Raw genomic sequence first — 22,673 nt, 5'->3', positions numbered from 1 at the left:
TCGAACCTGCTGCAGGTTCGAATCGTAGATATCGCAGATAGCAAAAAAGCGCCTTTAGGGCGCTTTTTTACATTGGTGGGTCGTGCAGGATTCGAACCTGCGACCAATTGATTAAAAGTCAACTGCTCTACCAACTGAGCTAACGACCCGAATGGTGGGTGATGACGGGCTCGAACCGCCGACCCCCTCCGTGTAAAGGAGGTGCTCTACCAACTGAGCTAATCACCCATTTCGGTACTACTTTGATAAGAAATCGCATTAAGAATGGTGGGCGATGACGGGCTCGAACCGCCGACCCCCTCCGTGTAAAGGAGATGCTCTACCAACTGAGCTAATCGCCCATTCTTAACTTCTTATCTACACTGCGGTATCTACGTGAAGTAGATGGTGGGTGATGACGGGCTCGAACCGCCGACCCCCTCCGTGTAAAGGAGGTGCTCTACCAACTGAGCTAATCACCCCCGCTGTGTGGAGTCGCATTATAGGGAGAGTTGAAAATGAGTCAACGCCTTTTCTCAAGTTTTTATTTGTTCGTCGTAAAATTAAACAAAACGATCGCCAAAGCGGCAATGGCGCATGATTTCTAAACAAAAACAGCCGGGAAGGAGGATCTCACCGCAACAAGATTGAGGAATCGGACTGGAGTGATAGAATATTGCCCACTAAGTTTCCAGGATATGCCGGTTGTCGGCATCTTTATCACTGTAAGGCCATTTCATGAAAATCAAAACTCGCTTCGCGCCAAGCCCGACCGGCTATCTGCACGTTGGCGGTGCGCGCACTGCTCTCTATTCCTGGCTGTTCGCACGTAACCAGGGGGGTGAGTTTGTGCTGCGTATTGAAGACACCGATCTCGAACGCTCAACGCCGGAAGCAATCGAAGCCATTATGGATGGCATGAACTGGCTGAATCTGGAATGGGATGAAGGCCCGTATTTCCAGACCAAACGTTTTGACCGCTACAACGCGGTGATTGATGAGATGCTGGTCGCGGGAACCGCCTATAAATGCTACTGCTCTAAAGAGCGTCTGGACGCGCTGCGTGAACAGCAGATGGCGAATAATGAAAAGCCGCGCTACGACGGTCGCTGCCGTCACGGTCACGAGCATCATGCGGATGACGAGCCGTGCGTGGTGCGATTTGCTAACCCGCAGGAAGGTTCGGTTATTTTTGACGACCAGATCCGCGGCCCGATCGAATTCAGCAATCAGGAGCTGGACGATCTGATTATTCGTCGTACCGATGGCGCACCGACCTATAACTTCTGCGTGGTGGTGGATGACTGGGATATGGCGATCACCCACGTTGTGCGTGGCGAAGACCATATCAATAACACCCCACGTCAGATCAACATCCTGAAAGCGCTGAATGCTCCAGTACCGGTTTATGCGCACGTATCGATGATCAACGGTGACGATGGCAAAAAACTGTCCAAACGTCATGGCGCAGTCAGCGTGATGCAATATCGCGACGATGGCTACCTGCCCGAAGCGCTGCTGAACTACCTGGTGCGTCTGGGCTGGTCCCATGGCGATCAGGAGATCTTCAGTCGTGAAGAGATGATTGAGCTCTTCTCCCTCGAGGCGGTCGGTAAATCTGCCAGCGCGTTTAACACCGAAAAACTGCAGTGGCTGAACCATCACTACATCAACACCATGCAGCCAGAGTATGTTGCAACCTATCTGCAGTGGCACATTGAACAGGCTAACATTGATACCCGCAATGGCCCGCAGCTGGCCGATCTGGTCAAACTGCTGGGTGAGCGCTGCAAAACGCTGAAAGAGATGGCGGAAAGCTGCCGCTACTTCTATGAAGAGTACGAAGAGTTTGATGCCGACGCGGCGAAGAAGCACCTGCGCCCGGTTGCGCGTCAGCCGCTAGAAGTGGTGCGTGACAAACTGTCTGCCATTACCGACTGGAGCGCTGAAAACGTGCACCATGCCATTCAGGCAACGGCAGATGAGCTGGAAGTCGGGATGGGTAAAGTCGGTATGCCGCTGCGCGTTGCGGTGACCGGTGCCGGTCAGTCTCCAGGTCTGGATGTGACGGTACACGCGATTGGCAAAACCCGCAGCATTGCGCGCATCAACAGAGCGCTGGGTTTTATTGCTGAACGCGAAAGCCAGCAGTAAGCATGCTGTAAAACGGCAGGGTCTCCTGCCGTTTTGTTATTCCTCTGGCTCGTGGATATCAAGCCGAACGAGGAAACCCTTCAGTCCTTCCCGCGCAAGCAACACATCAAGCCGCTGCTGTTCCGCAAAAGTCATGTTCTCTAGCGTATTGAATATTTGTCGAAGGGGCCCGGCAGGCTTAGCGGCGTCATAGCTGGCCGCGGTTTCCGCCAACTGGTAGAGCGCCTGGCGTTTACGAATGGCCGGAATGTTCATGATATGATCACGCACCTGAGCGTCAATGTGAATAAGACGCGCTCGACCGCCTTTCACACCGTTGATACCTTCCGTCTTCCAGCCGTTCTTGCGCACCCAGCGATTGACGGTCTGTCTGGCGACACCCAGGGTATCGGCCAGCTCTTCGGTGGTCATTTTATTCGATAATTTTTTCATAATCGTTCTGCTCGCGAATCCCTAAGCGTTGCAACAATCCGGTAATCCCTTCCCGCAACAGCAGCGAGGTAAGTTGCTTCTGTTCTTTCTGGGTCATCTCACTGACCAGCGTTAGCAGCAGTGCCGCAAGCGAGTTATCAGCCGTGAGATCGGGTAGGGATGGAACGTCCGGTGCCCTGCGCGCGTTACGGATAAAATCCCGTACCTTTTCATTCACATGAACCAGACGGGCCTTGCCACCCTGCACGCCAGGTTTTGGCGATGTTGACCACCCCTCTTTGCGTACCCATTTATTGATGGTCTGTCGGCTATAGCCAGTGAGTCGGGCCAACTCTTCTGGGGTCATTCGTTCCTTGATCATACAATTTCCTGAGGAAGAGTAGGGTTAATGAGTGATTCATTTTATAGCATCGTTTTACGTGAAGACGTGACAGGTTTAACGTATGGCTGCGAGCATCCTCGCAATGTGATTTATTTGCATGAATTTTCAGCGGTTGAACGCGAGTGGGATAATTTGCCGTTGACACTCTGCAATGGAATTCATATTATGCCGCCCGTCAACACGACACGCTTTACGCGATGGGGCTATAGCTCAGCTGGGAGAGCGCTTGCATGGCATGCAAGAGGTCAGCGGTTCGATCCCGCTTAGCTCCACCAAACTCTGAACCCAACAGAGTCTGGTGCGTAAACAAAATTGTGGGGCTATAGCTCAGCTGGGAGAGCGCTTGCATGGCATGCAAGAGGTCAGCGGTTCGATCCCGCTTAGCTCCACCAAAATTCAGACCCTCGCCAGTGGCGAGGGTTTTTTTATGCCTTTCTTTTACCTCCTCTTCACAAAAAAGCCGCAATTCTGAACAGAACATAAATCCATACAAAGCAGGTGACTTTTTACGTCCGGGAAGTTTGATTCGCACATTTAAAAAATTTACTATAATTGCGCTCATTAAATCGCTAGAAACAATAATTGATATCATTCAATGAAAAGCACGATGTCTATTAATTTGCGCAGTTTTACGCTTGCCTTGATGTTATGTATGGTATTCGTGCCGTTCTCACGCCTTATTTCACCGCGCGCGGTTGTTGATGGCTTTGACGTTTATCTTGCCTGGATGCCGCTAAGCGTAATGCTGGCCATTATTTTTCTGTTTGGTCGTCAGGCGATAATTCCGGTAGTGATTAGTTTTGCCGTAATTAACGAATGGAGTTTTCAACTGTCTCTCACCGAGGCGGCGATATTATTATTTTGCCAGCTTTTCAGTACGTTTGCGGTCTGCGGCATCGTCAGATGGCAACTGGGGTCGCGCTGGCGTTACAACATACCCAGCCGCTTCATTGGCGTGCGCATATTCTGGCTGGGGTTTATTATCCCGCTCGGCATCAAGTCGTCCATGTATTTAGCTGGCTATCTATTGCATTACCCTGTTGCGCTGGCGACCTTCTATGGAGAAGGTACGGCTATCTATAATATTGTGGATATTCAGAGCCTCATCTGCGCCGTTCTGATCTTCACCATGATGTTCTATTACCTGTTAAGAATGATCCTTAATCCCAATTATGCCCGTGCTTTCTGGCAGCGTAATTTACGGCACTATTCCTCAACCCAGCATCCTTTTTTTACGCCAGTCATCATTTTCAGTCTGATTGCAATCCTCCTCCTGCTCTGTTTGCCCTTCCGGGCGAATATTATTGCGGGCTATCTGGTACCGGTTATTTTCATTCTTTTTACCCTCGGTATCAGCAGGTTCCGCTATGGCATCATCTCCCTGGGCTGGGCGTTGAGCGCAGGCCTGCTGCTGACCTACAGTCAAAATTTTCTTCATGGCGTGCAAAGCGGTTACTCGCTGGCATTTGTGTTGTCGGTGCTGATCTCCTTTTCGATCTGCCTGGTGTATATGGCGCAAATTTTTCAGCGCAGCGAATGGCTCAAACAGGGCTGGAAGGAGAGGGCGTTGACCGATCCACTGACCGGGCTACCGAACCTGCGGTCACTGGAGTTGTTTCTGGCCGAGAACAAAGATGTCACTTTGTGCTGTCTGCGAATGCATAATATGGAGTTTCTGAGCCGTCACTATGGCCTGCTAATGCGCGTGCAGTGTAAGCGCGCCATCATTCATCATACGCAGCCTTTGCTGATTCAGAATGAGCAGCTTTTCCAGATACCGGGTAACGAACTGGCACTGGTGCTGTGTGGCCCGGAAGCGGGGGCCCGTCTGCAGCACATTGTCGATCGCCTGAACAGCCGCAAAATCTACTGGAACAACATTGGGCTGGACATTGAGTTTGGTGCCGCCTGGGGCGGTGTGGCATACAACTGCGGTGAGAGCCTGCACCATATCCTGGGTCAACTCAGCTGGCTGGCGGAACAGGCCTGCTCGTCGTATCAGGTGTTGTCGCTGACCAACAGTCTGGAGACCGTCTCGGGGCAGACCACCGATCGCGTGCTGATGCTGGGGCGGGTGAAACGGGCGCTGGATGAAGGCGGGCTGCGTCTGTATGCCCAGCCGATCCAGAAAGCGGACGGCACCGGCTACCACGAAATCCTGTCCCGGCTGGAAAGCGACGGTGAAATCCTCACGCCGGATAAGTTTCTGCCGCTGGTGGCGCAGTTTAACCTGAGCCGGCGGTTTGATATCAGCGTGGTCGAAGCCCTGCTGGCATGGTTACGCACGTACCCTACGACCCAACCGTACGCGCGCTTTTCGGTAAACCTGATGCCGCTGACGCTGATGCAAAAAGACGTGGCACCCGACATCATTGCCCTGTTTGAACACTACGCTATCGCGCCGCAGGCGGTGATTATCGAAGTGACCGAAGAACAAGCGTTCTCGAATTCAGAAGTCAGTATTCAGAATATTCAGCAGCTGCGCGATTACGGCTTTAAAATCGCCATTGATGATTTTGGTACAGGCTATGCCAACTTCGAGCGGCTGAAGCGCCTGCATGCCGATATCGTCAAGATTGACGGCTGCTTTGTGAAGGATATCTGTCGCGACAGCATGGATGCGATGATCGTCCAGTCCATCTGCAACCTGGCGAAGGCCCGTTCGCTGTGCGTGGTGGCGGAGTATGTGGAACTGCCGGAGCAGCGTGAGATCCTGCTGGCGTGTGGTGTCGATTATCTGCAGGGCTATTTGATTGGTAAACCGCAGCCGCTCGCCGATCTGCAGGCGTAAAAAAACCGGGGAATTCCCCGGTTTTGTTTATGGCTGATTACAGTACCAGTGCGGCGATAGACGCAGACAGGACGCTGACCAGCGTAGAACCGTATACCAGTTTCAGACCGAAGCGAGAAACCACGTTCCCCTGCTCTTCGTTCAGGCCTTTAATCGCGCCCGCGATGATACCGATGGACGAGAAGTTAGCGAAGGAAACCAGGAATACAGAGAGAATACCTTCGGCGCGCGGCGAGAGCGTACCGGCGATTTTCTGCAGATCCATCATCGCAACGAATTCGTTAGACACCAGTTTGGTTGCCATGATACTGCCCACCTGCAGTGCTTCGCTGGCTGGCACACCCATTACCCAGGCAATTGGGTAGAAGATGTAACCCAGAATGCCCTGGAAGGAGATACCCAGTACAGCAGCAAACAGGGCGTTCAGCGCAGAGATCAGGGCGATGAAGCCGATCAGCATTGCCGCAACGATAACTGCCACTTTGAAGCCTGCCAGAATATACTCGCCCAGCATTTCGAAGAAGCTCTGACCTTCGTGCAGGTTAGCCATCTGCAGGTTCTCTTCACTCTCATCCACGCGGTACGGGTTGATCAGTGACAGAACGATGAAGGTGCTGAACATGTTCAGAACCAGCGCAGCAACCACGTATTTTGGCTCCAGCATCGTCATGTACGCGCCCACGATAGACATGGAAACGGTAGACATTGCGGTGGCCGCCATGGTGTACATGCGGTTGCGGGACATTTTGCCAAGGATATCTTTGTACGCGATAAAGTTCTCAGACTGACCGAGGATCAGGGAACTTACGGCGTTGAAGGATTCCAGTTTGCCCATGCCGTTCACTTTCGAAAGCACCGTACCGATGGCACGGATCACAATCGGCAGAATACGGATGTGCTGCAGAATACCGATCAGGGCAGAGATGAAGACGATAGGGCACAGCACTTTCAGGAAGAAGAATGCCAGACCTTCATCGTTCATTTTACCGAATACGAAGTTGGTCCCTTCATTGGCGAACCCGAGCAGGCTTTCGAACATCTCGGAGAAGCCTTTCACGAAGCCCAGGCCCACGTTGGAGTTCAGGAAGAACCAGGCGAGTAACACTTCAATGACGAGTAACTGAACTACATAGCGAATGCGGATCTTTTTACGATCGCTGCTGACCAGCAGCGCAAGCGTAGCAACAACAACAAGTGCCAGGACAAAATGCAGGACGCGGTCCATATTTGCTCCAAATATGAGGCAGGTTTAATTTCCGTGCACATTCTATGAAACAAGAGTAAAGAAAACGAGATCAAAGCCACACTATAGTCACATCCTGTGACGAAACTCATAATTAGGGATAAAAGATACATTTTTGTTATGTTATGTAAATGAGTTCAAAGTTAAGTTTGTGTGCTACGCTTCACAAAAGACTGCACGCGTTTTCGCCAGTCGATCACCCTCCTTCCAGCCTGTTTATTGCTCTTCGTTATCACAGTAATCGTTCTAACCTACGCAAATGATCTTGATAATCATTCGCATTTTGATAGCATTAAACATAGCAAAGGCTATATTTCAGAGGCACAGATGACCAACAGTCGCGTTGAGACTAGCACCGGCAGAGCGGCACGCAAGATGCGCTTTGCATTAATGGGACCGGCGTTTATTGCCGCCATTGGCTATATCGATCCGGGTAATTTTGCGACCAACATCCAGGCCGGGGCCAGCTTTGGCTACAAACTGCTGTGGGTGGTGGTGTGGGCAAACCTGATGGCGATGATGATCCAGGTGCTGTCGGCAAAGCTGGGCATCGCGACCCACAAAAACCTCGCCGAGCACATCCGCGACCGCTATCCGCGCCCGATGGTCTGGTTTTACTGGGTGCAGGCCGAAATTATCGCGATGGCAACCGATCTGGCGGAATTTATCGGTGCCGCGATCGGCTTTAAGCTCATTCTTGGCGTCTCGCTCCTGCAGGGAGCGGTGTTAACCGGTATCGCCACGTTTCTGATCCTGATGCTGCAACGTCGCGGGCAAAAACCGCTCGAAAAAGTGATCGGTGGTCTACTGCTGTTCGTCGCGGCGGCCTACATTGTGGAACTGGTTTTCTCCCGGCCCGACCTGGTGCAGTTAGGGAAGGGGATGGCGATCCCGAACCTGCCAACCTCCGAAGCGGTCTTCCTCGCCGCCGGGGTGCTGGGGGCAACCATCATGCCGCACGTTATCTATCTGCACTCCTCGCTGACCCAGAATCTGCACGAAGGCTCGCGCCATGAGCGCTACTCGGCAACAAAATGGGACGTGGCGATCGCGATGACCATTGCCGGGTTTGTGAACCTGGCGATGATGGCGACCGCCGCGGCGGCTTTCCACTTCAACGGCCATACCGGCATCGCCGATCTCGATCAGGCTTACCTGACGCTGGAACCCTTACTGAGCCATGCGGCAGCCACGATCTTTGGCCTGAGCCTGGTGGCAGCGGGACTCTCATCGACCGTGGTTGGCACCCTGGCAGGGCAGGTGGTGATGCAGGGGTTTGTTCGCTTCCATATCCCGCTGTGGGTGCGTCGCTCTGTCACCATGATGCCGTCATTTATCGTGATCCTGATGGGCCTCGATCCGACTCGCATTCTGGTGATGAGCCAGGTGCTGCTGAGCTTTGGCATCGCGCTGGCGCTGGTACCGCTGCTGATTTTTACCAGCGATAAAACGCTGATGGGCGATCTGGTGAACACGGTGACGGTGAAACGGATTGGCTGGGCGATTGTGGTGCTGGTGGTGGCGCTGAACCTGTGGTTGTTAATCGGCACGGCGCTGGGCCTGTAAAAGGGGGGGTGTGCCGGGGCCGACAAAACCCGTAGGCCCGCGCAAGCGAAGCGTCGCCGGGCCAAGCGTAGTCAGCCACAAAAAAGGCGCCTTGCGGCGCCTTTTCCATTATCAGTGGCGATGACCATGCCCGCCGTGTCCATGACCGCGGCCTCTGCCACGGTGGTCATCACGGTCGCTCCAGCCTTCGCGGTAGCCGCGCTCGTAGGCGTTACGTTTATCCCAGCCACGATGGTAGCCGTTATTATGTTTACGCCAGCGGTGGTCGCGCCATTCATAATTGCGCTGCCAGTAACCGCGATCGCGCCAGCCGCCGCCGTCCCAGTAATTACCGGAGTTATCCCGATCGCCAATTTGTAATTTTACAGATGGCAGCAGGGTGATTTCGCCAGCAGTAGCGACCAGCGGGGCTGAAGCCAGTAAGACAGCTGCCAGAATCAGGGACCTGAACATGGTAATTCTCCTTCACGATCGGAGCCGTAATCGGCTTGTTAACGCAATATTAATGGGCGGTAAAGCCCTGTTTAATCGCCTTAACTCCTAAATCAGAAGGCATAGCACTTTTTGCTAATAGTGCGCTTACTGGGCGCCGGACAGAATCGCTTCTATTTCGCTCAGTTCGGCTGCTGAGAAGTGCCGGTTCGCCAGCATGCCCACCGCATCGTCAATCTGCGCAGTCTTACTGGCACCGATCAGCACCGAGGTCACCGCGTCATGCTGCAGCACCCAGGCCAGCGCCATCTGCGACAGCTTTTGCCCACGACGTTGTGCCAGGGCATTGAGCTGGCGAACTTTGCCCAGCGTCTCTTCGGTGAGCTGATCCGGATTGAGGAAGCGACTGCCGCTTGCCGCACGGGAATCGGCCGGAATGCCGTTCAGGTAGCGGTCGGTTAACTGACCACCCGCCAGCGGTGAGAAGGCAATGCAGCCCACGCCATTCTGCTGCAGCACATCCAGCAGTCCCTCTTCAGGCGCACGCTCGAACATCGAGAATTTTGGCTGATGGATAAGGCACGGCGTCCCCAGGTCTTCGAGGATGGCGATCGCCTGTTGGGCCTGCTCCGCCGGATAGTTGGACAGGGCGACGTACAGCGCTTTCCCCTGACGCACGATATGGTCGAGCGCGCGCATCGTTTCGCGCAGCGGCGTTTCCGGGTCCGGGCGATGATGGTAGAAGATATCGACATACTCCAGCCCCATGCGCTTCAGACTTTGGTCGAGGCTGGCGATCAGGTATTTACGTGAACCCCAGTCACCGTAAGGCCCTTGCCACATGGTATAGCCGGCTTTGGAGGAGATGATCAGCTCATCGCGCAGGCCATGAAAATCCTCCTGCAGGATCCGCCCAAAGTTACGCTCCGCCGATCCTGGCGGTGGGCCATAGTTGTTTGCCAGATCGAAATGCGTAATGCCGGAATCGAATGCGCGATGTAAAAGTTGACGGCTGTTTTCAATCAACGTGCTATCGCCAAAGTTATGCCACAGTCCAAGGGAGATAGCCGGCAGCTTAAGGCCGCTCTGTCCGCATCGCTGGTACACCATTGACTGATAACGATTTGTGTCCGCCTGATAAGCCATATCTATTGTTTCTCCGGGTACGAAATATTTCAGTGTATACGTTTACACAATAACTGCGTTCGACAGATTACCTCGCCTCAATTTGTAAAGCATTTGTTCCATGACCTGAATATCACCATTCCTGGACAGCTATCACGCTTCTTCAATACTCAAATTGAGGTCAACATCATAAGGATAACTGCCATGCATTCCCCCTACTGCGTCGCTGATTACTTGCTAGACCGTCTTACGGACTGTGGTGCCGATCGTCTGTTTGGCGTGCCGGGCGACTACAACCTGCAGTTTCTCGATCACGTTATCGCCAGCCCGGATATCGGCTGGGTGGGCTGTGCGAATGAGCTCAACGCGGCGTATGCCGCCGATGGCTATGCGCGCTGCAAGGGCTTTGCCGCGCTGCTGACCACCTTTGGGGTAGGCGAACTGAGTGCCATCAATGGGATCGCGGGCAGTTTTGCCGAGCATGTTCCGGTGCTGCATATTGTCGGCGCACCGGGTATTGCTTCGCAGAAAAAAGGGGAACTGCTGCATCACACCCTCGGTGATGGGGAGTTTCGTCACTTCTTTAAAATGAGCGAAGCGATTACCGTGGCCCAGGCGCAGCTGACTGAACAGAACGCCTGCTATGAAATCGACCGGGTGTTGACCGAAATGCTGCGCGAGCGCCGTCCCGGCTACCTGATGTTGCCTGCCGATGTGGCAAAAAAACCTGCCACCCCGCCTGTAAACGCTCTCATAGATCGTCTTTATGAGAGCGACAGCTTCCGCCTTGATGCCTTCCGTGAAGCCGCGGAGAAACGACTGGCCGCCAGCGATCGTACCGCGCTGCTGGCTGATTTTTTGGTGCTGCGCTACGGCCTGCAAAATCAGCTCCAGCGCTGGATGGAGCAAACTCCGATGGCGCACGCCACCCTACTGATGGGCAAAGGCATTTTTGATGAGCGCAAGCCTGGCTTCGCGGGCACCTACAGCGGCTCAGCCAGCATTGGTGCCACCAACGACGCCATTGAAGGTGCCGACACCGTAATCTGCGTGGGTACCCGATTTACCGATACGCTGACGGCCGGATTTAGCCAAAAGCTCACGCAACAGCAGACCATCGACGTTCAGCCCCATGCCTCCAGAGTGGGAGACATCTGGTATACCGGGATCCCAATGGCGCAGGCGATTGAAGTACTGTCCAGCCTTACCCACCAGTATGCCAGCGGCGCCGCCGTGCCGCGCCCACCGCACCCGCTACACGCCGTCCAGCCCGGCTCGCTGACGCACGACAGCTTCTGGAAAACGCTGCAAACCTTTATTCGCCCCGGCGATATTATTCTTGCCGACCAGGGGACCTCGGCCTTTGGAGCCGCCGCGCTGCGCCTGCCCGAGGGGGTGAATTTTATCGTCCAGCCGATCTGGGGCTCGATTGGTTACACTCTGGCTGCGGCCTATGGTGCGCAGACTGCCTGCCCGGATCGTCGGGTGATTGCGATCACCGGCGACGGTGCAGCGCAGCTCACGATCCAGGAGTTAGGTTCGATGCTGCGCGACCAGCAGTGTCCAGTCATCATGGTGCTGAACAACGAAGGCTATACGGTCGAGCGGGCGATCCACGGGCCGAACCAGCGCTATAACGATATCGCGCTGTGGAACTGGACGCAGATCCCGCAGGCGCTCAGCCTGAACTGTCAGGCCGAGTGCTGGCGGGTAAGTGAGACGGTACAGCTTGAGGAGGTGCTGGAGAAAGTGGCGCACTGCGAGCGGCTTTCGCTGATTGAGGTCATCCTGCCGAAAGCCGATCTGCCGCCGCTGTTAAACGACATTGTTCAGGCGCTTGGCGCACGTAAAAGTGCCTGACTATTTGTCCTGACGCCAGGCCATCAACATCGGTCTGCCCGCCAGCAGGAGCCAGGCGGGCAGCATCACAATACACAGCAGCGGCATCAGGGTGGTGTCTGGCACCACCACTGCCGCCATAAACAGGCTCAGCCAGGCATCCCGCGTTACCACCAGCACCAGACCCAGAATCGAACAGGAGATGGTGATCGCTGCCGGAACCGCCTCGACGTGCTCATGCAGCATCAACCCTAAGGCGACACCGATAAACACCGCCGGGAAAATGCGCCCCCCGCGAAAACCACACGCTGCCGCCACCACCAGCGCCGCCAGTTTAATCAGGGCGATGAGCAGATAATCGGAAACGCTAAACGTCTGGCTAAAGGCCAGCTGCTGCATCTCATCGAGTCCTTTAAACAGGGTAATGCTGCCGCCAATGGCCCCCAAAATCCCCAGTATCAGCCCACCCGCGCCGAGGATCAGTACCGGGTGTTTCAGGCGATGCATCAGCCGGTGCAGGCGCGGCAGGCACCACACCGCCACCATCCCAAGGGCGATGGCAATGGCAGCAACAATCGCGCCGCTAAACAGATCGGCGAGCTGCATCTGGCCGTAAGGCGCAATCGGCAGGGAGAAATGCGGGTGGAAAAACAGGCTGGTGGTCAGCGCGCCTGCCGCAGCGGCCAGCAGCGGGGCGAAGAGCTTGTCCCACAGCGGGATGTCGTTGTTGCCGTTCAGGGTCTGAGAAAAGATCAGTGCCGCCGCCACCGGGGTGCCAAACAGCGCGCCGATGGTGCCGGCAGAAGCGAGGATCGTCCAGTCGAGGGCCGCCACCCGAGGGAAGACGCGCGAGCCCACGGCGACCGCCAGTGCAATATTCACCGCCATCACTGGGTGCTCCGGGCCAAGACTCACGCCGCCCGCGAGGCCGATAATCAGCGCCATCACCAGCCCCGGCAGGGCGGAAGCGTCCACCGGAGCACCGATCAGCGGCTCGCTGGCCGGATCCGGCCCGGCATGGCCCGGGCTAAAGCGGATAACCAGTCCCACGGCAATGCCGGTGAGCGTCAGCATCACAATAATCCAGCCCGGTGAGGTCATGTCGATGCCGAAGGTCGCCGGCAGGGACGACCACAAAAAGGTCTGCAACACCGAGGCGACTTTCATAATAACAATCAGGATCAGGCTGGACGCCACGCCAATAATCAGGGCGGGCGGGGCCAATAACAGCATCGTTCTGGCTCGCGGATGGAGCATGATGATTTCCTTGTAGAAAATGACTGGCCTCACTTTGCCTGGTCAGGCTGGCGCGAACAGTGCAAAAGGTGCTGAAACGGAACCTTAATTCTGTGACGTAGATCGATAATCCTGGGGCACTTGTATTCAGGCGTTGTTGTTCTGGAGCCATGAATTTAGAGTGTGCCAAAGAGTTATTTTGACTTTAGCGGAGCAGTTGAAGAATGACAAAGTATGCTTTGGTAGGTGATGTAGGGGGCACGAACGCGCGTCTGGCTTTATGTGACGTCAACTCCGGGGAAATTTCCCGCGCCAAAACCTATTCCGGGCTGGATTATCCCAGCCTCGAAGCGGTGGTGCGTGTCTATCTGACGGAGCACGATGTCAGCGTCGAGGATGGCTGTATTGCCATTGCCTGCCCGGTAACGGGCGACTGGGTGGCAATGACCAACCACACCTGGGCCTTCTCTGTTGCCGAGATGAAAAAGAACCTCGGTTTTGCGCATCTGGAAATTATTAACGACTTTACTGCGGTGTCGATGGCGATCCCGATGTTAAAGCCAGAACATCTGATCCAGTTCGGCGGCACTCAGCCGGTCGTAGACAAACCGATTGCGGTCTATGGCGCGGGTACCGGCCTTGGCGTCTCGCATCTGGTGCACGTTGATAAGCGCTGGGTCAGCCTGCCGGGCGAGGGCGGCCACGTCGACTTCGCGCCAAACAGCGAAGAAGAGGGCATTATTCTTGAAGAACTGCGCGCCGAGATTGGCCACGTGTCGGCAGAGCGCGTGCTCTCCGGTCCAGGGCTGGTGAATCTGTATCGTGCGATTGTGAAATCAGACGGCCGTCTGCCGGAAAACCTGCAGCCGAAGGATGTGACCGAACGCGCGCTGGAAGACAGCTGCATCGACTGCCGTCGCGCCCTGTCGCTGTTCTGCGTCATTATGGGTCGCTTTGGCGGCAACCTGGCGCTGAATCTAAGCACCTTTGGCGGGGTTTATATCGCCGGGGGCATCGTGCCGCGCTTCCTCGAGTTCTTTAAAGCGTCCGGCTTCCGCGGTGGGTTTGAGGATAAAGGCCGCTTCCGGGCCTACGTGCAGGATATCCCGGTCTACCTGATCGTTCACGACAACCCAGGCCTGCTGGGCTCGGGCGCGCATCTACGTCAGACGCTGGGCCAGGTACTGTAATTTCCCGCCCCGGTGACATCCGTCTGCCGGGGCACTTTCCTTAGAGGTGCATCAGCTGGCGAAACTCTTTCACCCGGCTGCGACTGACCGGCACCTGAAAATCCAGATCTTTAAGCCGCAAAATGTAGGTGTTGTTGAACCACGGCTCAATCTCGCGGATTTTGTTCAGGTTGACGCAGAATGACCGGTGACAGCGAAAGAAGTGGCTCGCGGGCAGCTTGCTGCAAAATTCCGTGATATTCATCGGCATCACGAACGATTCGCGGCGGGTGTAGACAAACGTCATCTTTTCATGCGCTTCGGCATAATAAATATCGTCCATCGGCGTCACGATGATCCGTTCATCTTTGATGAGATTGATGGTGTCGTTTTCGCGCGTCATGAGCTGGGCGGTGCTCTGCGCGGGGGATGACTGCTGTTGCCAGGCTTGCTCCAGTTTTTGCAGCATGCTGACAATGCGCGATTCCTGATAGGGCTTCAGAATGTAGTCGAAGGCTTCCAGCTCAAAGGCCTCCACCGCGTGCTCTTTCCAGGCAGTGACAAAGACGATAAACGGCTTGCTGGCAAACTGGCTGATGTTTTGCGCCAGCAGCACCCCGTCCAGCGACGGAATATTGATATCCAGAAAAATGGCGTCGACCTTGTTGTGCTGCAAAAATTTCAGCACGTCCAGCCCATCCTCAAAGGTGCCGACGATCTCCATCTGGCTGTGCTCTTTTATCAGCCAGCTTAGCTCCTGTTGAGCCAGTATTTCATCTTCCACAATGATGACTTTCATGCGTTCCTCCGACTAGGGCAACAACAACGTCTGTGCGCGAACGGCTGAGCGTTCATTGGGCACGTAAAACGCGATTTCGGTGCCCGGCTCCAGGCGGCGGATATGCAGCCCCTCGCCATACAGCAGCTTAACGCGATGATGAACATTCAACAGGCCAATTTTATTGCCGGGCATTTCGTTTGATTGCACACGCTCAATCACCAGTGGATCGATGCCGTGCCCGGTGTCGCGCACCGAAACCCGCACCCGGTTGCCGCATTCGGCAACGCTTATCGTCACCACGCCCTTGCCTTTGCGCGGCTGAATGCCGTGAACGATGGCATTCTCAACCAGCGGCTGGATCAGCAGGCTGGGGATCACGCAGTTGACCTCTTCATCGATGTCATAAATCACCGTCAGCTTATCGCCGAAGCGGGCCTGCTCAATCGCGATGTAGTCCTTTATCTGGTACAGCTCTTTCTTGATATCGATGTGCTCGTCGTCGTTGAGCTCAATGTTGTAACGCAAATAGCGCGACAGATTAAAAATCAGCTGCCGGGCGGTGTCCGGATTAAGGCGCACCGAAGAGGAGATCGCATTCAGCGCGTTGAACAGAAAATGAGGATTGATTTTGCTTTGCAGGGCGCGCAGCTCTGCCTTATTTGCCATCTCCCGCAGCTGTTCGGCGCGGGAGACTTCCAGCTGCGTCGAGATAATTTGCGACAGGCCCACCGCCATCTCCTGCAGCGAGGAGGTGATCTGGTGTGCGTGGCAGTAATAGATTTTCAGCGTGCCGGTAACGACCCCTTTTTCCCGCAGCGGTATCACCAGCATCGAGTGAATTTCCGGTGTGCGGTGCGCCTCATCATTATTCTTAATAATGATTTTGCCGTCGTTGATGGCCTGCTGGGTGGTGGGGCTGATGGTGTCGTTATTGTCCTGGTAGTTGTGCTCGCCCACGCCAACGTAGGCCAGCACCCGGTCGATATTGGTGATGGCGACCGCGTCGGCATCAATATCGCGGCGGATGATGTCGCACACCTGGCGCAGCGATTCGACGTTGATATCGCGAAACAGCGGCAGCGTTTTATTGGCAATATCCAACGCCAGCTTGGCCTGACGCGCGGCGCTGGCCTCTTTTTCGCCTTCCACGCTCTGCACCAGCAGCACGATAAAGCCCACGCAGACGCTGCCGAGGATCATCGGAATGCCGATTTTAGAGACAATATCCAGCCCGAGTGCAATGGACGGTGCCCAGACCACCACCAGAATCATGGTCAGGGTTTCGCAGATCATGCCGGCGATGATCCCGGCGCGCCAGTGCTGCTTTTTCGGGATTTTGCGGTTGATCCAGCCCGCGAGGATCCCGGCGATGATGCTGGTAATCAGGCAGGGGATCGCGGTCACGCCGTCGATGTCGATCAGGTAGCGGTGCACCCCGGCAATCACGCCGGTGATGATCCCGACCCACGGGCCAAACAGGATCCCGCCGGACATCACCGCGATCACCCGCACGTTAACCAACGAACCTTCTACCGGCACGCCGGACCAGGTGCTGAACAGGGCGAACATCGAGAAAATCGCGGTGACCGCCAGAAGCTCTTTGGGCGAGTGGGCCGATTTATGCAAAAGCTCGCGGAACAGGCGGATGCGGATTAAAAAGAACAGACAAATCAGCATCAATGCCGCGCGATCAAAAACCGCCAGCAGCATATCGAATATTTCGTGCACGAGTGAACCTGAGAAAGCGGGAAACAACCATGATAAAAAACCTGACGCCCAATGACCAGCCATCTGTCCGTTTTATCAAATGAGGATAAACCATAACTTTCAAAGGGGATTGAGGCACTTTCCAGAGGTTACGGGGGCGGGATCACGTCGCGGAGCACACCAGTAAAAGTATTGATATCATAATGTTACTGAAATGATATCCGTAATGCCTGTTTGTCACTTTTCATCCCTGTTTAGCCGCAGCAGTGTTCCTGTTTTCGTGCTGCGAATTTTTTTTAATTTTCCCTCTCGACAAGCCGTTTTTCTTCAGGTTATTTTCTAAGCACGCCACCAACGTGGCGACGTCGCTCGGATGGTCCGGGCGCTAACGTTATCTGAGGTATCTATGGCTGACTCACGCCCTGAACGTCGTTTTTCGCGTATCGATCGTCTTCCTCCCTATGTTTTCAATATTACAGCCGAGCTGAAAATGGCTGCGCGTCGGCGCGGCGAAGATATTATCGATTTCAGCATGGGCAACCCGGACGGCCCCACGCCGCCGCATATCGTCGAAAAACTGTGCACCGTCGCCCAGCGCCCGGATACGCACGGCTACTCTACCTCGAAAGGGATCCCACGTTTACGCCGTGCCATTTCGGGCTGGTATCAGGACCGCTATCAGGTGGAGATCGATCCCGAAAGTGAAGCCATTGTCACCATCGGCTCCAAAGAGGGGCTGGCGCATCTGATGCTGGCGACGCTGGATCATGGCGATACGGTGCTGGTGCCGAACCCGAGCTATCCGATCCATATCTACGGTGCGGTCATTGCCGGGGCGCAGGTGCGCTCTGTGCCGCTGGTGGAAGGCGTCGACTTTTTTAACGAGCTGGAACGTGCCATTCGCGAAAGCTATCCGAAGCCAAAGATGATGATCCTCGGCTTCCCGTCCAATCCGACGGCACAGTGCGTTGAACTCGATTTCTTTGAAAAGGTGGTGGCGCTGGCGAAGCAGTACGACGTGTTGGTGGTACATGACCTGGCCTATGCCGACATCGTCTACGACGGCTGGAAAGCGCCGTCGATTATGCAGGTGCCTGGTGCACGCGATGTGGCAGTGGAGTTCTTCACTCTGTCGAAAAGCTACAACATGGCCGGCTGGCGAATCGGTTTTATGGTGGGCAACAAAACGCTGGTTAATGCCCTGGCGCGCATCAAGAGTTACCACGACTACGGCACCTTTACCCCGCTGCAGGTCGCGGCGATTGCAGCGCTCGAAGGCGATCAGCAGTGCGTGCAGGATATCGCCGCACAGTACAAGCGCCGACGCGATGTGTTGGTTAAGGGGCTGCATGAAGCGGGCTGGATGGTCGACGTGCCAAAAGCGTCGATGTACGTCTGGGCGAAGATCCCGGACGCCTACGCCGCCATGGGCTCGCTGGAGTTTGCCAAGAAGCTGCTGCAGGACGCGAAGGTCTGCGTCTCACCGGGCGTGGGTTTTGGCGATTATGGCGATACGCACGTGCGCTTTGCGCTGATTGAGAACAGCGACCGTATCCGTCAGGCGATCAGGGGCATTAAAAGTATGTTCCGCGCCGATGGGCTATTACCGCTGGCGGTAAAAAGTCCGCCAGAGCAGGACGCTCAGTAAACCCCAAAAAAAACAGGCGCCTGAGGCGCCTGTTTTTTAACTGCAATTTCTTTGCTCAGTTCATCATCAGGGCAAAAGTACCGACCCAGGCGAAAACAATTACAGAAAAACCCATAAAGAAATATTTCACGTTCATCGCTCCGCGCATCTCATGATACGCATTAATTTCAGAGTCCAACTGAGTATAGAGAGGTGAAGTCAAGCCAGGGCAGAAATGAGAACTTTCCCGTTTTAGCCTCAACTCCAGCTCGGAATTCTGTGCGTTTAGATTGCCAGACGGCGCTAATGTACGCCTAAAAATGAGGAGTGACAAGCGTGGTTTTTTTAAACGTTTTCCGTTACTTAGCACTGTCGTGGAACGGCGACAGTTTAATTTCATTCGGTAATAAATTGGCCCTGAGCAACATAGCCGGCTAACGATAAAACAGGGTGATTACCCGGCAGTCACCCCCCCTGTAACAAGAAGGTTTTACACGATTTTAATACTGTCACTGTTGGCGATTAATATATTTAAATAAACTGGTAGTTGAATTTACATCCTTAAATATTGTAAGTTGCGGTTGCCAGTTAATTGCTGGTCTATAGGCTATGACTACAAATAAATCACGATCTACCTTATTGGTATTATAAATATACCCACTTTAGTCATTACATCGCGCAATTCAATTGAGAATGTCGTTGTTTATTTAAAATAATACCTCCTGTTAGTTACGTCATCCTTATATTTAGAGGGTGGTTGCTACCTCTATACAGTTAATTCTGAGATGAATTTCCAGGTATAGAATTTAACGTGTTTATCGATGGCAATTAAATGAAAAATAACATTCAGGGTCTGGACCATTATGAGGGCGCCGCAGGCGGCTGGGGCGCAGTTAAAGCCTGTGCATCTTACGTAGTGAGCCAAAAGTCTCCTCTGCGCGACACTATCGCGCTGTTCAAAATGAATCAGGATAAAGGATTTGACTGCCCCGGATGTGCCTGGCCCGATCCAGAACATCGTTCACCTATGGAGCTGTGCGAAAATGGCGTTAAGGCCGTTTCATGGGAAACAACTCACAAAAAAGCCTCAGCGGAATTTTTTGCCCACCATACGGTACAAACATTATTGGGTTGGAGTGACTACGCGCTGGAAAATCAGGGCCGACTCACGCAGCCCATGAAATACGACATTATTACCGACACTTTCCAGCCGGTTGAATGGGAACACGCGTTCGCGGAAATAGGCGGCATCATGCGTGGCCTGGCCCCAGAGCAGGTTGAATTTTATACCTCCGGGCGCACCTCGAATGAAGCGGCTTTTTTATATCAACTGTATGCCCGCGAATACGGCAGCAATAATTTCCCTGACTGTTCCAATATGTGCCATAGCCCAACCGGCACCGGACTCGGATCGTCGATTGGCATCGGTAAAGGCACCGTCGAAATCAGCGACTTCGACGCCGCCGATCTGGTGATCTGCGTCGGACATAATCCTGGTACCAACCACCCGCGGATGCTGGCGACCCTACGCGAAGTCGCACAGCGCGGCGGCAGGATCATGTCTGTGAATCCGATGCGTGAACGAGGTCTGGAACGCTTTAGCTTTCCGCAGTCGCCAAAAGAGATGCTCACCGGCGGGCACACTGAACTCTCTGAGGATTACTTCCAGATACGCATTGGGGGGGATGCCTGGTTCTTCCGTGGGGTAATGAAAGCCCTGCTTGAACTCGACGCCCAACAGCCTGGGGTGATTGATACTGACTTTATCGCCAACCACACCTCCGGGTTCCGCGAGCTTGCTGACGATCTGCATCGCCTTGAGTGGGCGGATATCGAACGCGGTGCCGGGCTCGATCGCCAGACCATGGTTTACTTCGCTGAGATCTACGCCAGCCATAAGCGGGTGATCATCAGCTATGGCCTCGGCATCACCCAGCACCGGAACGGAACGCAAAACGTCCAGCAGCTGATCAACCTGCTGCTGATGCGCGGCAATATGGGGCGTGAAGGGGCGGGGATCTGCCCGCTACGCGGCCACTCGAACGTGCAGGGCGATCGCAGCGTCGGCATTAACGAAGCGCCGAGTGAAGACTTTAACCTGCGTCTCGAGCAGTATTTCGCTATCACCGTGCCTCGCGCCCACGGTCGCGCCTCGGTTGAGAGCATTAAGGCCATTGAGAGCGGCGAATCGCGCGCCCTGATCTGCATGGGCGGCAACCTGGCGGTGGCAATGCCGGAGCCGCAGCGCACTTTCCCGGCGATGCGCAAACTGGATTTGCAGGTCCATGTGGCGACCAAACTTAACCGCTCGCACCTGCTGGTGTGCAAAGACAGTTGGATCCTGCCGGCGCTGGGGCGCAGCGAGCGGGATGTCCAGTCCTCTGGCGTGCAGTCGGTGACGGTGGAAGACTCCATGAGCATGGTCCATGCCTCCACCGGAGGCCTCAAACCCGCGTCGCGCTGGCTGATGTCCGAACCGGCCATCGTGGCCGGTCTGGCACGCGCCACGCTGCCGAACAGCCCGGTGAAGTGGGAACAGATGGTGGGTGATTATCGTTTGATTCGTCAGGCGATCGAGGCGGTGATCCCGGCGTTTTATCAATACAATGCGCGGATCGAAGCGCCCGGCGGTTTCCGTCTGGATAACCCGGCCTCGCGCGGTGAATACCGCACAGCGTCTGGTAAAGCGACCTTCCACGTCTGTACGACAGAAGCCATTGCTGATGACTGCCTGACCGGCAACGAGCTGATTCTGGCCACCATCCGCAGCCATGACCAGTACAACACCACCATTTATGGCATGGACGATCGCTATCGCGGGGTGACCGGACGTCGGGACGTGATTTTCCTCAGCGCGGAAGAGGCCAGCCAGCGCCAGCTTAAACAGGGGGATGTGGTGGATATCGCGGCGCTCGACGACAGCGGCCAGGTGTGTCATCAGCGGATGATGCATCGCCAGACGGTACACATTGTGCCGATGGGCACAAAGTCGATTGCGGCGTATTTACCCGAAGCGAACGTGCTGCTGTCGCTGGATGCGGTGGATGAAGAGAGTCTGACGCCTGCCTATAAGAGTGTCCCGGTGACGCTCTTTAAATCAGCAGGCGTAAACGACGCTTAACGGTAGAGGGAGGCTTCGCCGTTGGGACGGGTTTTAAAGCGGCGATGCACCCACAAATACTGCTCGGGCGCGCGCAGGATCTCGCTTTCGATCACCTTGTTGATATAGGCCGCTGCGGCGGTCTCATCCTGCGGGTAATTTTCCAGTTCTGGCGAGATAAACAGGCGATAGCCGCTGTTGTCCGTTTTGCGGATCATGGTGACGGTCAGCATCGCGGCTTTAGACAGGCGTGAAATCACGAACGTTCCGTTGGTGGTGGCGACGTCTTTTACTGCAAAGAATGGGGCGAAGCTGCTGCCTTTGCGGCCATAATCCTGATCGGGGGCAAACCACACCGCTTCGCCTTTTTTCAGGGCACCGACCAGACCGCGCAGGTTATTACGGCTGATCATCGCTTTGTTAGAACGCATGCGACCGCGCGTCTGTACCCACTCCATCAGCGGGCTGTTGTGCGGGCGGTAAGTGGCCATCATCGGCTGACACAGGCCCATCACGCGACCGCCAAGCTCCAGCGACATAAAGTGCACGCCAATCACCATCACGCCGCGATTTTTGGCCTGCGCACGCTGTAAATTCTCCAGACCTTCAACTTCAAACCACTTGCGCACCCGCGCGTCCGGCCAGTACCAGGCCATCCCGGTTTCCAGCAGCGCCATGCCGATGGACTTAAAGTTCTCGTCAATCAGGCGTTCGCGCTCCAGGGTTGATAACGCCGGAAAGCACAGTTCAAGGTTTCTGCGCGCAATGGACTCTCTGCGTTTTAAAAAACGGCGCGAGAGGCTCCCGAGGGTCGCACCCAGCCAGCACAGGGCCGGATAGGGAAGCTGAACCAGCAGCCACAACACCCCCAGTCCAAACCAGGTAAACCAGTAACGGGGATGCAAAAGTGCGCTGGTGAATTTGCATTGAGACAAGATTAAACGACCTTTATGAAGAGTGTGGAGGTAACGCCAGACGGGCGATACGCCGTAATGATTTTTGACTCGCGTCTATGCTAATGGTTCCAGACGGTTACGTCACCTGTAGCCTTGTCTGAAAAAGGGGATTGTCGCGGGGCGGCGTAATGTAGCATAGCCGCCCTCAATTGCC

At 54.9% G+C, this 22,673-nt stretch carries 17 protein-coding genes and 6 tRNA genes; 9 read left to right on the top strand and 14 right to left on the bottom strand.

What is annotated here, in order from left to right; genetic code table 11:
• Positions 1 to 73 precede the first annotated feature (73 nt).
• The 4 genes from M8013_RS16985 to M8013_RS16970 all read right to left on the bottom strand — a co-directional run bounded on the left by M8013_RS16985 (position 74) and on the right by M8013_RS16970 (position 461).
• Positions 74 to 149, bottom strand: a tRNA-Lys gene (locus M8013_RS16985).
• A gap of 3 nt (positions 150 to 152) precedes the next feature.
• Positions 153 to 228, bottom strand: a tRNA-Val gene (locus M8013_RS16980).
• Positions 229 to 265: 37 nt separating this feature from the next.
• Positions 266 to 341 (bottom strand) — tRNA-Val (locus tag M8013_RS16975).
• A 44-nt stretch (positions 342 to 385) separates the two neighbouring features.
• Positions 386 to 461, bottom strand: a tRNA-Val gene (locus tag M8013_RS16970).
• 256 nt (positions 462 to 717) lie between these two features.
• Here M8013_RS16970 and gltX point away from each other — a divergent pair.
• Complete coding sequence (gene gltX / locus M8013_RS16965; RefSeq protein WP_271268960.1) at positions 718 to 2,133, top strand: glutamate--tRNA ligase; 1,416 nt, start codon at positions 718 to 720, stop codon at positions 2,131 to 2,133.
• A 36-nt stretch (positions 2,134 to 2,169) separates the two neighbouring features.
• Here gltX and M8013_RS16960 read toward each other — a convergent pair whose 3' ends face one another.
• Both M8013_RS16960 and M8013_RS16955 read right to left on the bottom strand, forming a co-directional pair.
• A complete protein-coding gene (locus M8013_RS16960) occupies positions 2,170 to 2,565 on the bottom strand; it encodes a YfeC-like transcriptional regulator (protein WP_271268959.1) in 396 nt (131 codons plus the stop codon).
• Positions 2,546 to 2,926 carry a YfeC-like transcriptional regulator gene (locus M8013_RS16955; RefSeq protein WP_271268958.1) on the bottom strand — a complete coding sequence of 127 codons (381 nt, stop codon included), beginning with the start codon at positions 2,924 to 2,926 and terminating at the stop codon, positions 2,546 to 2,548. The genes M8013_RS16960 and M8013_RS16955 overlap by 20 nt, the downstream gene beginning before the upstream one ends.
• Positions 2,927 to 3,146: 220 nt before the next feature.
• Here M8013_RS16955 and M8013_RS16950 point away from each other — a divergent pair.
• The 3 genes from M8013_RS16950 to M8013_RS16940 all read left to right on the top strand — a co-directional run bounded on the left by M8013_RS16950 (position 3,147) and on the right by M8013_RS16940 (position 5,738).
• Positions 3,147 to 3,222 (top strand) — tRNA-Ala (locus M8013_RS16950).
• A gap of 41 nt (positions 3,223 to 3,263) precedes the next feature.
• Positions 3,264 to 3,339, top strand: a tRNA-Ala gene (locus M8013_RS16945).
• A 215-nt stretch (positions 3,340 to 3,554) separates the two neighbouring features.
• Positions 3,555 to 5,738: an EAL domain-containing protein gene (locus tag M8013_RS16940; protein WP_271268957.1), complete on the top strand. Its 2,184-nt coding sequence runs from the start codon at positions 3,555 to 3,557 to the stop codon at positions 5,736 to 5,738.
• Between the two features lie 37 nt (positions 5,739 to 5,775).
• On the opposite strand, the gene M8013_RS16935 is transcribed toward M8013_RS16940, so the two are convergent.
• Positions 5,776 to 6,963 (bottom strand): NupC/NupG family nucleoside CNT transporter, encoded by a 1,188-nt coding sequence (locus M8013_RS16935; protein WP_271268956.1) that lies wholly within the window; start codon positions 6,961 to 6,963, stop codon positions 5,776 to 5,778.
• 345 nt (positions 6,964 to 7,308) lie between these two features.
• Between M8013_RS16935 and M8013_RS16930 the strand changes: the two genes are divergently transcribed.
• Positions 7,309 to 8,547, top strand: coding sequence for an Nramp family divalent metal transporter (locus tag M8013_RS16930; protein WP_271268955.1), 1,239 nt, complete (start codon positions 7,309 to 7,311; stop codon positions 8,545 to 8,547).
• Positions 8,548 to 8,658: 111 nt separating this feature from the next.
• On the opposite strand, the gene M8013_RS16925 is transcribed toward M8013_RS16930, so the two are convergent.
• A complete protein-coding gene (locus M8013_RS16925) occupies positions 8,659 to 9,000 on the bottom strand; it encodes a DUF2502 domain-containing protein (RefSeq protein WP_271268954.1) in 342 nt (113 codons plus the stop codon).
• Between the two features lie 126 nt (positions 9,001 to 9,126).
• Positions 9,127 to 10,125: an L-glyceraldehyde 3-phosphate reductase gene (gene mgrA, locus M8013_RS16920; protein WP_271268953.1), complete on the bottom strand. Its 999-nt coding sequence runs from the start codon at positions 10,123 to 10,125 to the stop codon at positions 9,127 to 9,129.
• Between the two features lie 183 nt (positions 10,126 to 10,308).
• Here mgrA and ipdC point away from each other — a divergent pair, with 183 nt between their 5' ends.
• Positions 10,309 to 11,964 (top strand): indolepyruvate decarboxylase, encoded by a 1,656-nt coding sequence (gene ipdC, locus M8013_RS16915; RefSeq protein ID WP_271268952.1) that lies wholly within the window; start codon positions 10,309 to 10,311, stop codon positions 11,962 to 11,964.
• Here the strand turns inward: ipdC and M8013_RS16910 are convergent, their stop codons facing one another.
• On the bottom strand, positions 11,965 to 13,200 hold the full coding sequence (locus M8013_RS16910; protein ID WP_271268951.1) for an ion channel protein: 1,236 nt from the start codon (positions 13,198 to 13,200) through the stop codon (positions 11,965 to 11,967).
• Between the two features lie 203 nt (positions 13,201 to 13,403).
• Between M8013_RS16910 and glk the strand changes: the two genes are divergently transcribed.
• Entirely contained in the window at positions 13,404 to 14,369 is a 966-nt protein-coding gene (gene glk, locus M8013_RS16905) for a glucokinase (RefSeq protein WP_271268950.1), read from the top strand.
• Positions 14,370 to 14,409: 40 nt separating this feature from the next.
• Here glk and M8013_RS16900 read toward each other — a convergent pair whose 3' ends face one another.
• Both M8013_RS16900 and M8013_RS16895 read right to left on the bottom strand, forming a co-directional pair.
• Positions 14,410 to 15,147, bottom strand: a complete 738-nt coding sequence (locus M8013_RS16900) for a LytR/AlgR family response regulator transcription factor (RefSeq protein ID WP_271268949.1) — start codon at positions 15,145 to 15,147, stop codon at positions 14,410 to 14,412.
• 12 nt (positions 15,148 to 15,159) lie between these two features.
• Positions 15,160 to 16,857 (bottom strand): LytS/YhcK type 5TM receptor domain-containing protein, encoded by a 1,698-nt coding sequence (locus M8013_RS16895; protein WP_271268948.1) that lies wholly within the window; start codon positions 16,855 to 16,857, stop codon positions 15,160 to 15,162.
• 385 nt (positions 16,858 to 17,242) lie between these two features.
• On the opposite strand from M8013_RS16895, the gene alaC reads away from it, so the two are divergent.
• Entirely contained in the window at positions 17,243 to 18,484 is a 1,242-nt protein-coding gene (alaC, locus tag M8013_RS16890; RefSeq protein ID WP_271268947.1) for an alanine transaminase, read from the top strand.
• A gap of 55 nt (positions 18,485 to 18,539) precedes the next feature.
• On the opposite strand, the gene ypdK is transcribed toward alaC, so the two are convergent.
• On the bottom strand, positions 18,540 to 18,620 hold the full coding sequence (gene ypdK / locus M8013_RS23630) for a membrane protein YpdK (RefSeq protein ID WP_098946261.1): 81 nt from the start codon (positions 18,618 to 18,620) through the stop codon (positions 18,540 to 18,542).
• A gap of 675 nt (positions 18,621 to 19,295) precedes the next feature.
• Here ypdK and M8013_RS16885 point away from each other — a divergent pair.
• Positions 19,296 to 21,584: an FdhF/YdeP family oxidoreductase gene (locus tag M8013_RS16885; RefSeq protein WP_271268946.1), complete on the top strand. Its 2,289-nt coding sequence runs from the start codon at positions 19,296 to 19,298 to the stop codon at positions 21,582 to 21,584.
• On the opposite strand, the gene lpxP is transcribed toward M8013_RS16885, so the two are convergent.
• Entirely contained in the window at positions 21,581 to 22,501 is a 921-nt protein-coding gene (gene lpxP / locus M8013_RS16880; protein ID WP_271269106.1) for a kdo(2)-lipid IV(A) palmitoleoyltransferase, read from the bottom strand. The two genes, M8013_RS16885 and lpxP, sit on opposite strands and share 4 nt — an antisense overlap.
• Positions 22,502 to 22,673 lie beyond the last annotated feature (172 nt).

This window comes from Silvania confinis (assembly GCF_025564085.1).
GTDB classification, from domain to species: Bacteria; Pseudomonadota; Gammaproteobacteria; order Enterobacterales; family Enterobacteriaceae; genus Enterobacter; species Enterobacter confinis.
This window is presented reverse-complemented; position numbering and strand designations above follow the sequence as displayed.

Bases quoted from the DNA above. Each gene is read 5' to 3' on its own strand.
- gltX (WP_271268960.1), top strand. From the start codon at position 718: ATGAAAATCAAAACTCGCTTCGCGCCAAGCCCGACCGGCTATCTGCAC.
- M8013_RS16960 (WP_271268959.1), bottom strand. From the start codon at position 2,565: ATGAAAAAATTATCGAATAAAATGACCACCGAAGAGCTGGCCGATACC.
- M8013_RS16955 (WP_271268958.1), bottom strand. From the start codon at position 2,926: ATGATCAAGGAACGAATGACCCCAGAAGAGTTGGCCCGACTCACTGGC.
- M8013_RS16940 (WP_271268957.1), top strand. From the start codon at position 3,555: ATGTCTATTAATTTGCGCAGTTTTACGCTTGCCTTGATGTTATGTATG.
- M8013_RS16935 (WP_271268956.1), bottom strand. From the start codon at position 6,963: ATGGACCGCGTCCTGCATTTTGTCCTGGCACTTGTTGTTGTTGCTACG.
- M8013_RS16930 (WP_271268955.1), top strand. From the start codon at position 7,309: ATGACCAACAGTCGCGTTGAGACTAGCACCGGCAGAGCGGCACGCAAG.
- M8013_RS16925 (WP_271268954.1), bottom strand. From the start codon at position 9,000: ATGTTCAGGTCCCTGATTCTGGCAGCTGTCTTACTGGCTTCAGCCCCG.
- mgrA (WP_271268953.1), bottom strand. From the start codon at position 10,125: ATGGCTTATCAGGCGGACACAAATCGTTATCAGTCAATGGTGTACCAG.
- ipdC (WP_271268952.1), top strand. From the start codon at position 10,309: ATGCATTCCCCCTACTGCGTCGCTGATTACTTGCTAGACCGTCTTACG.
- M8013_RS16910 (WP_271268951.1), bottom strand. From the start codon at position 13,200: ATGCTCCATCCGCGAGCCAGAACGATGCTGTTATTGGCCCCGCCCGCC.
- glk (WP_271268950.1), top strand. From the start codon at position 13,404: ATGACAAAGTATGCTTTGGTAGGTGATGTAGGGGGCACGAACGCGCGT.
- M8013_RS16900 (WP_271268949.1), bottom strand. From the start codon at position 15,147: ATGAAAGTCATCATTGTGGAAGATGAAATACTGGCTCAACAGGAGCTA.
- alaC (WP_271268947.1), top strand. From the start codon at position 17,243: ATGGCTGACTCACGCCCTGAACGTCGTTTTTCGCGTATCGATCGTCTT.
- ypdK (WP_098946261.1), bottom strand. From the start codon at position 18,620: ATGAACGTGAAATATTTCTTTATGGGTTTTTCTGTAATTGTTTTCGCC.
- M8013_RS16885 (WP_271268946.1), top strand. From the start codon at position 19,296: ATGAAAAATAACATTCAGGGTCTGGACCATTATGAGGGCGCCGCAGGC.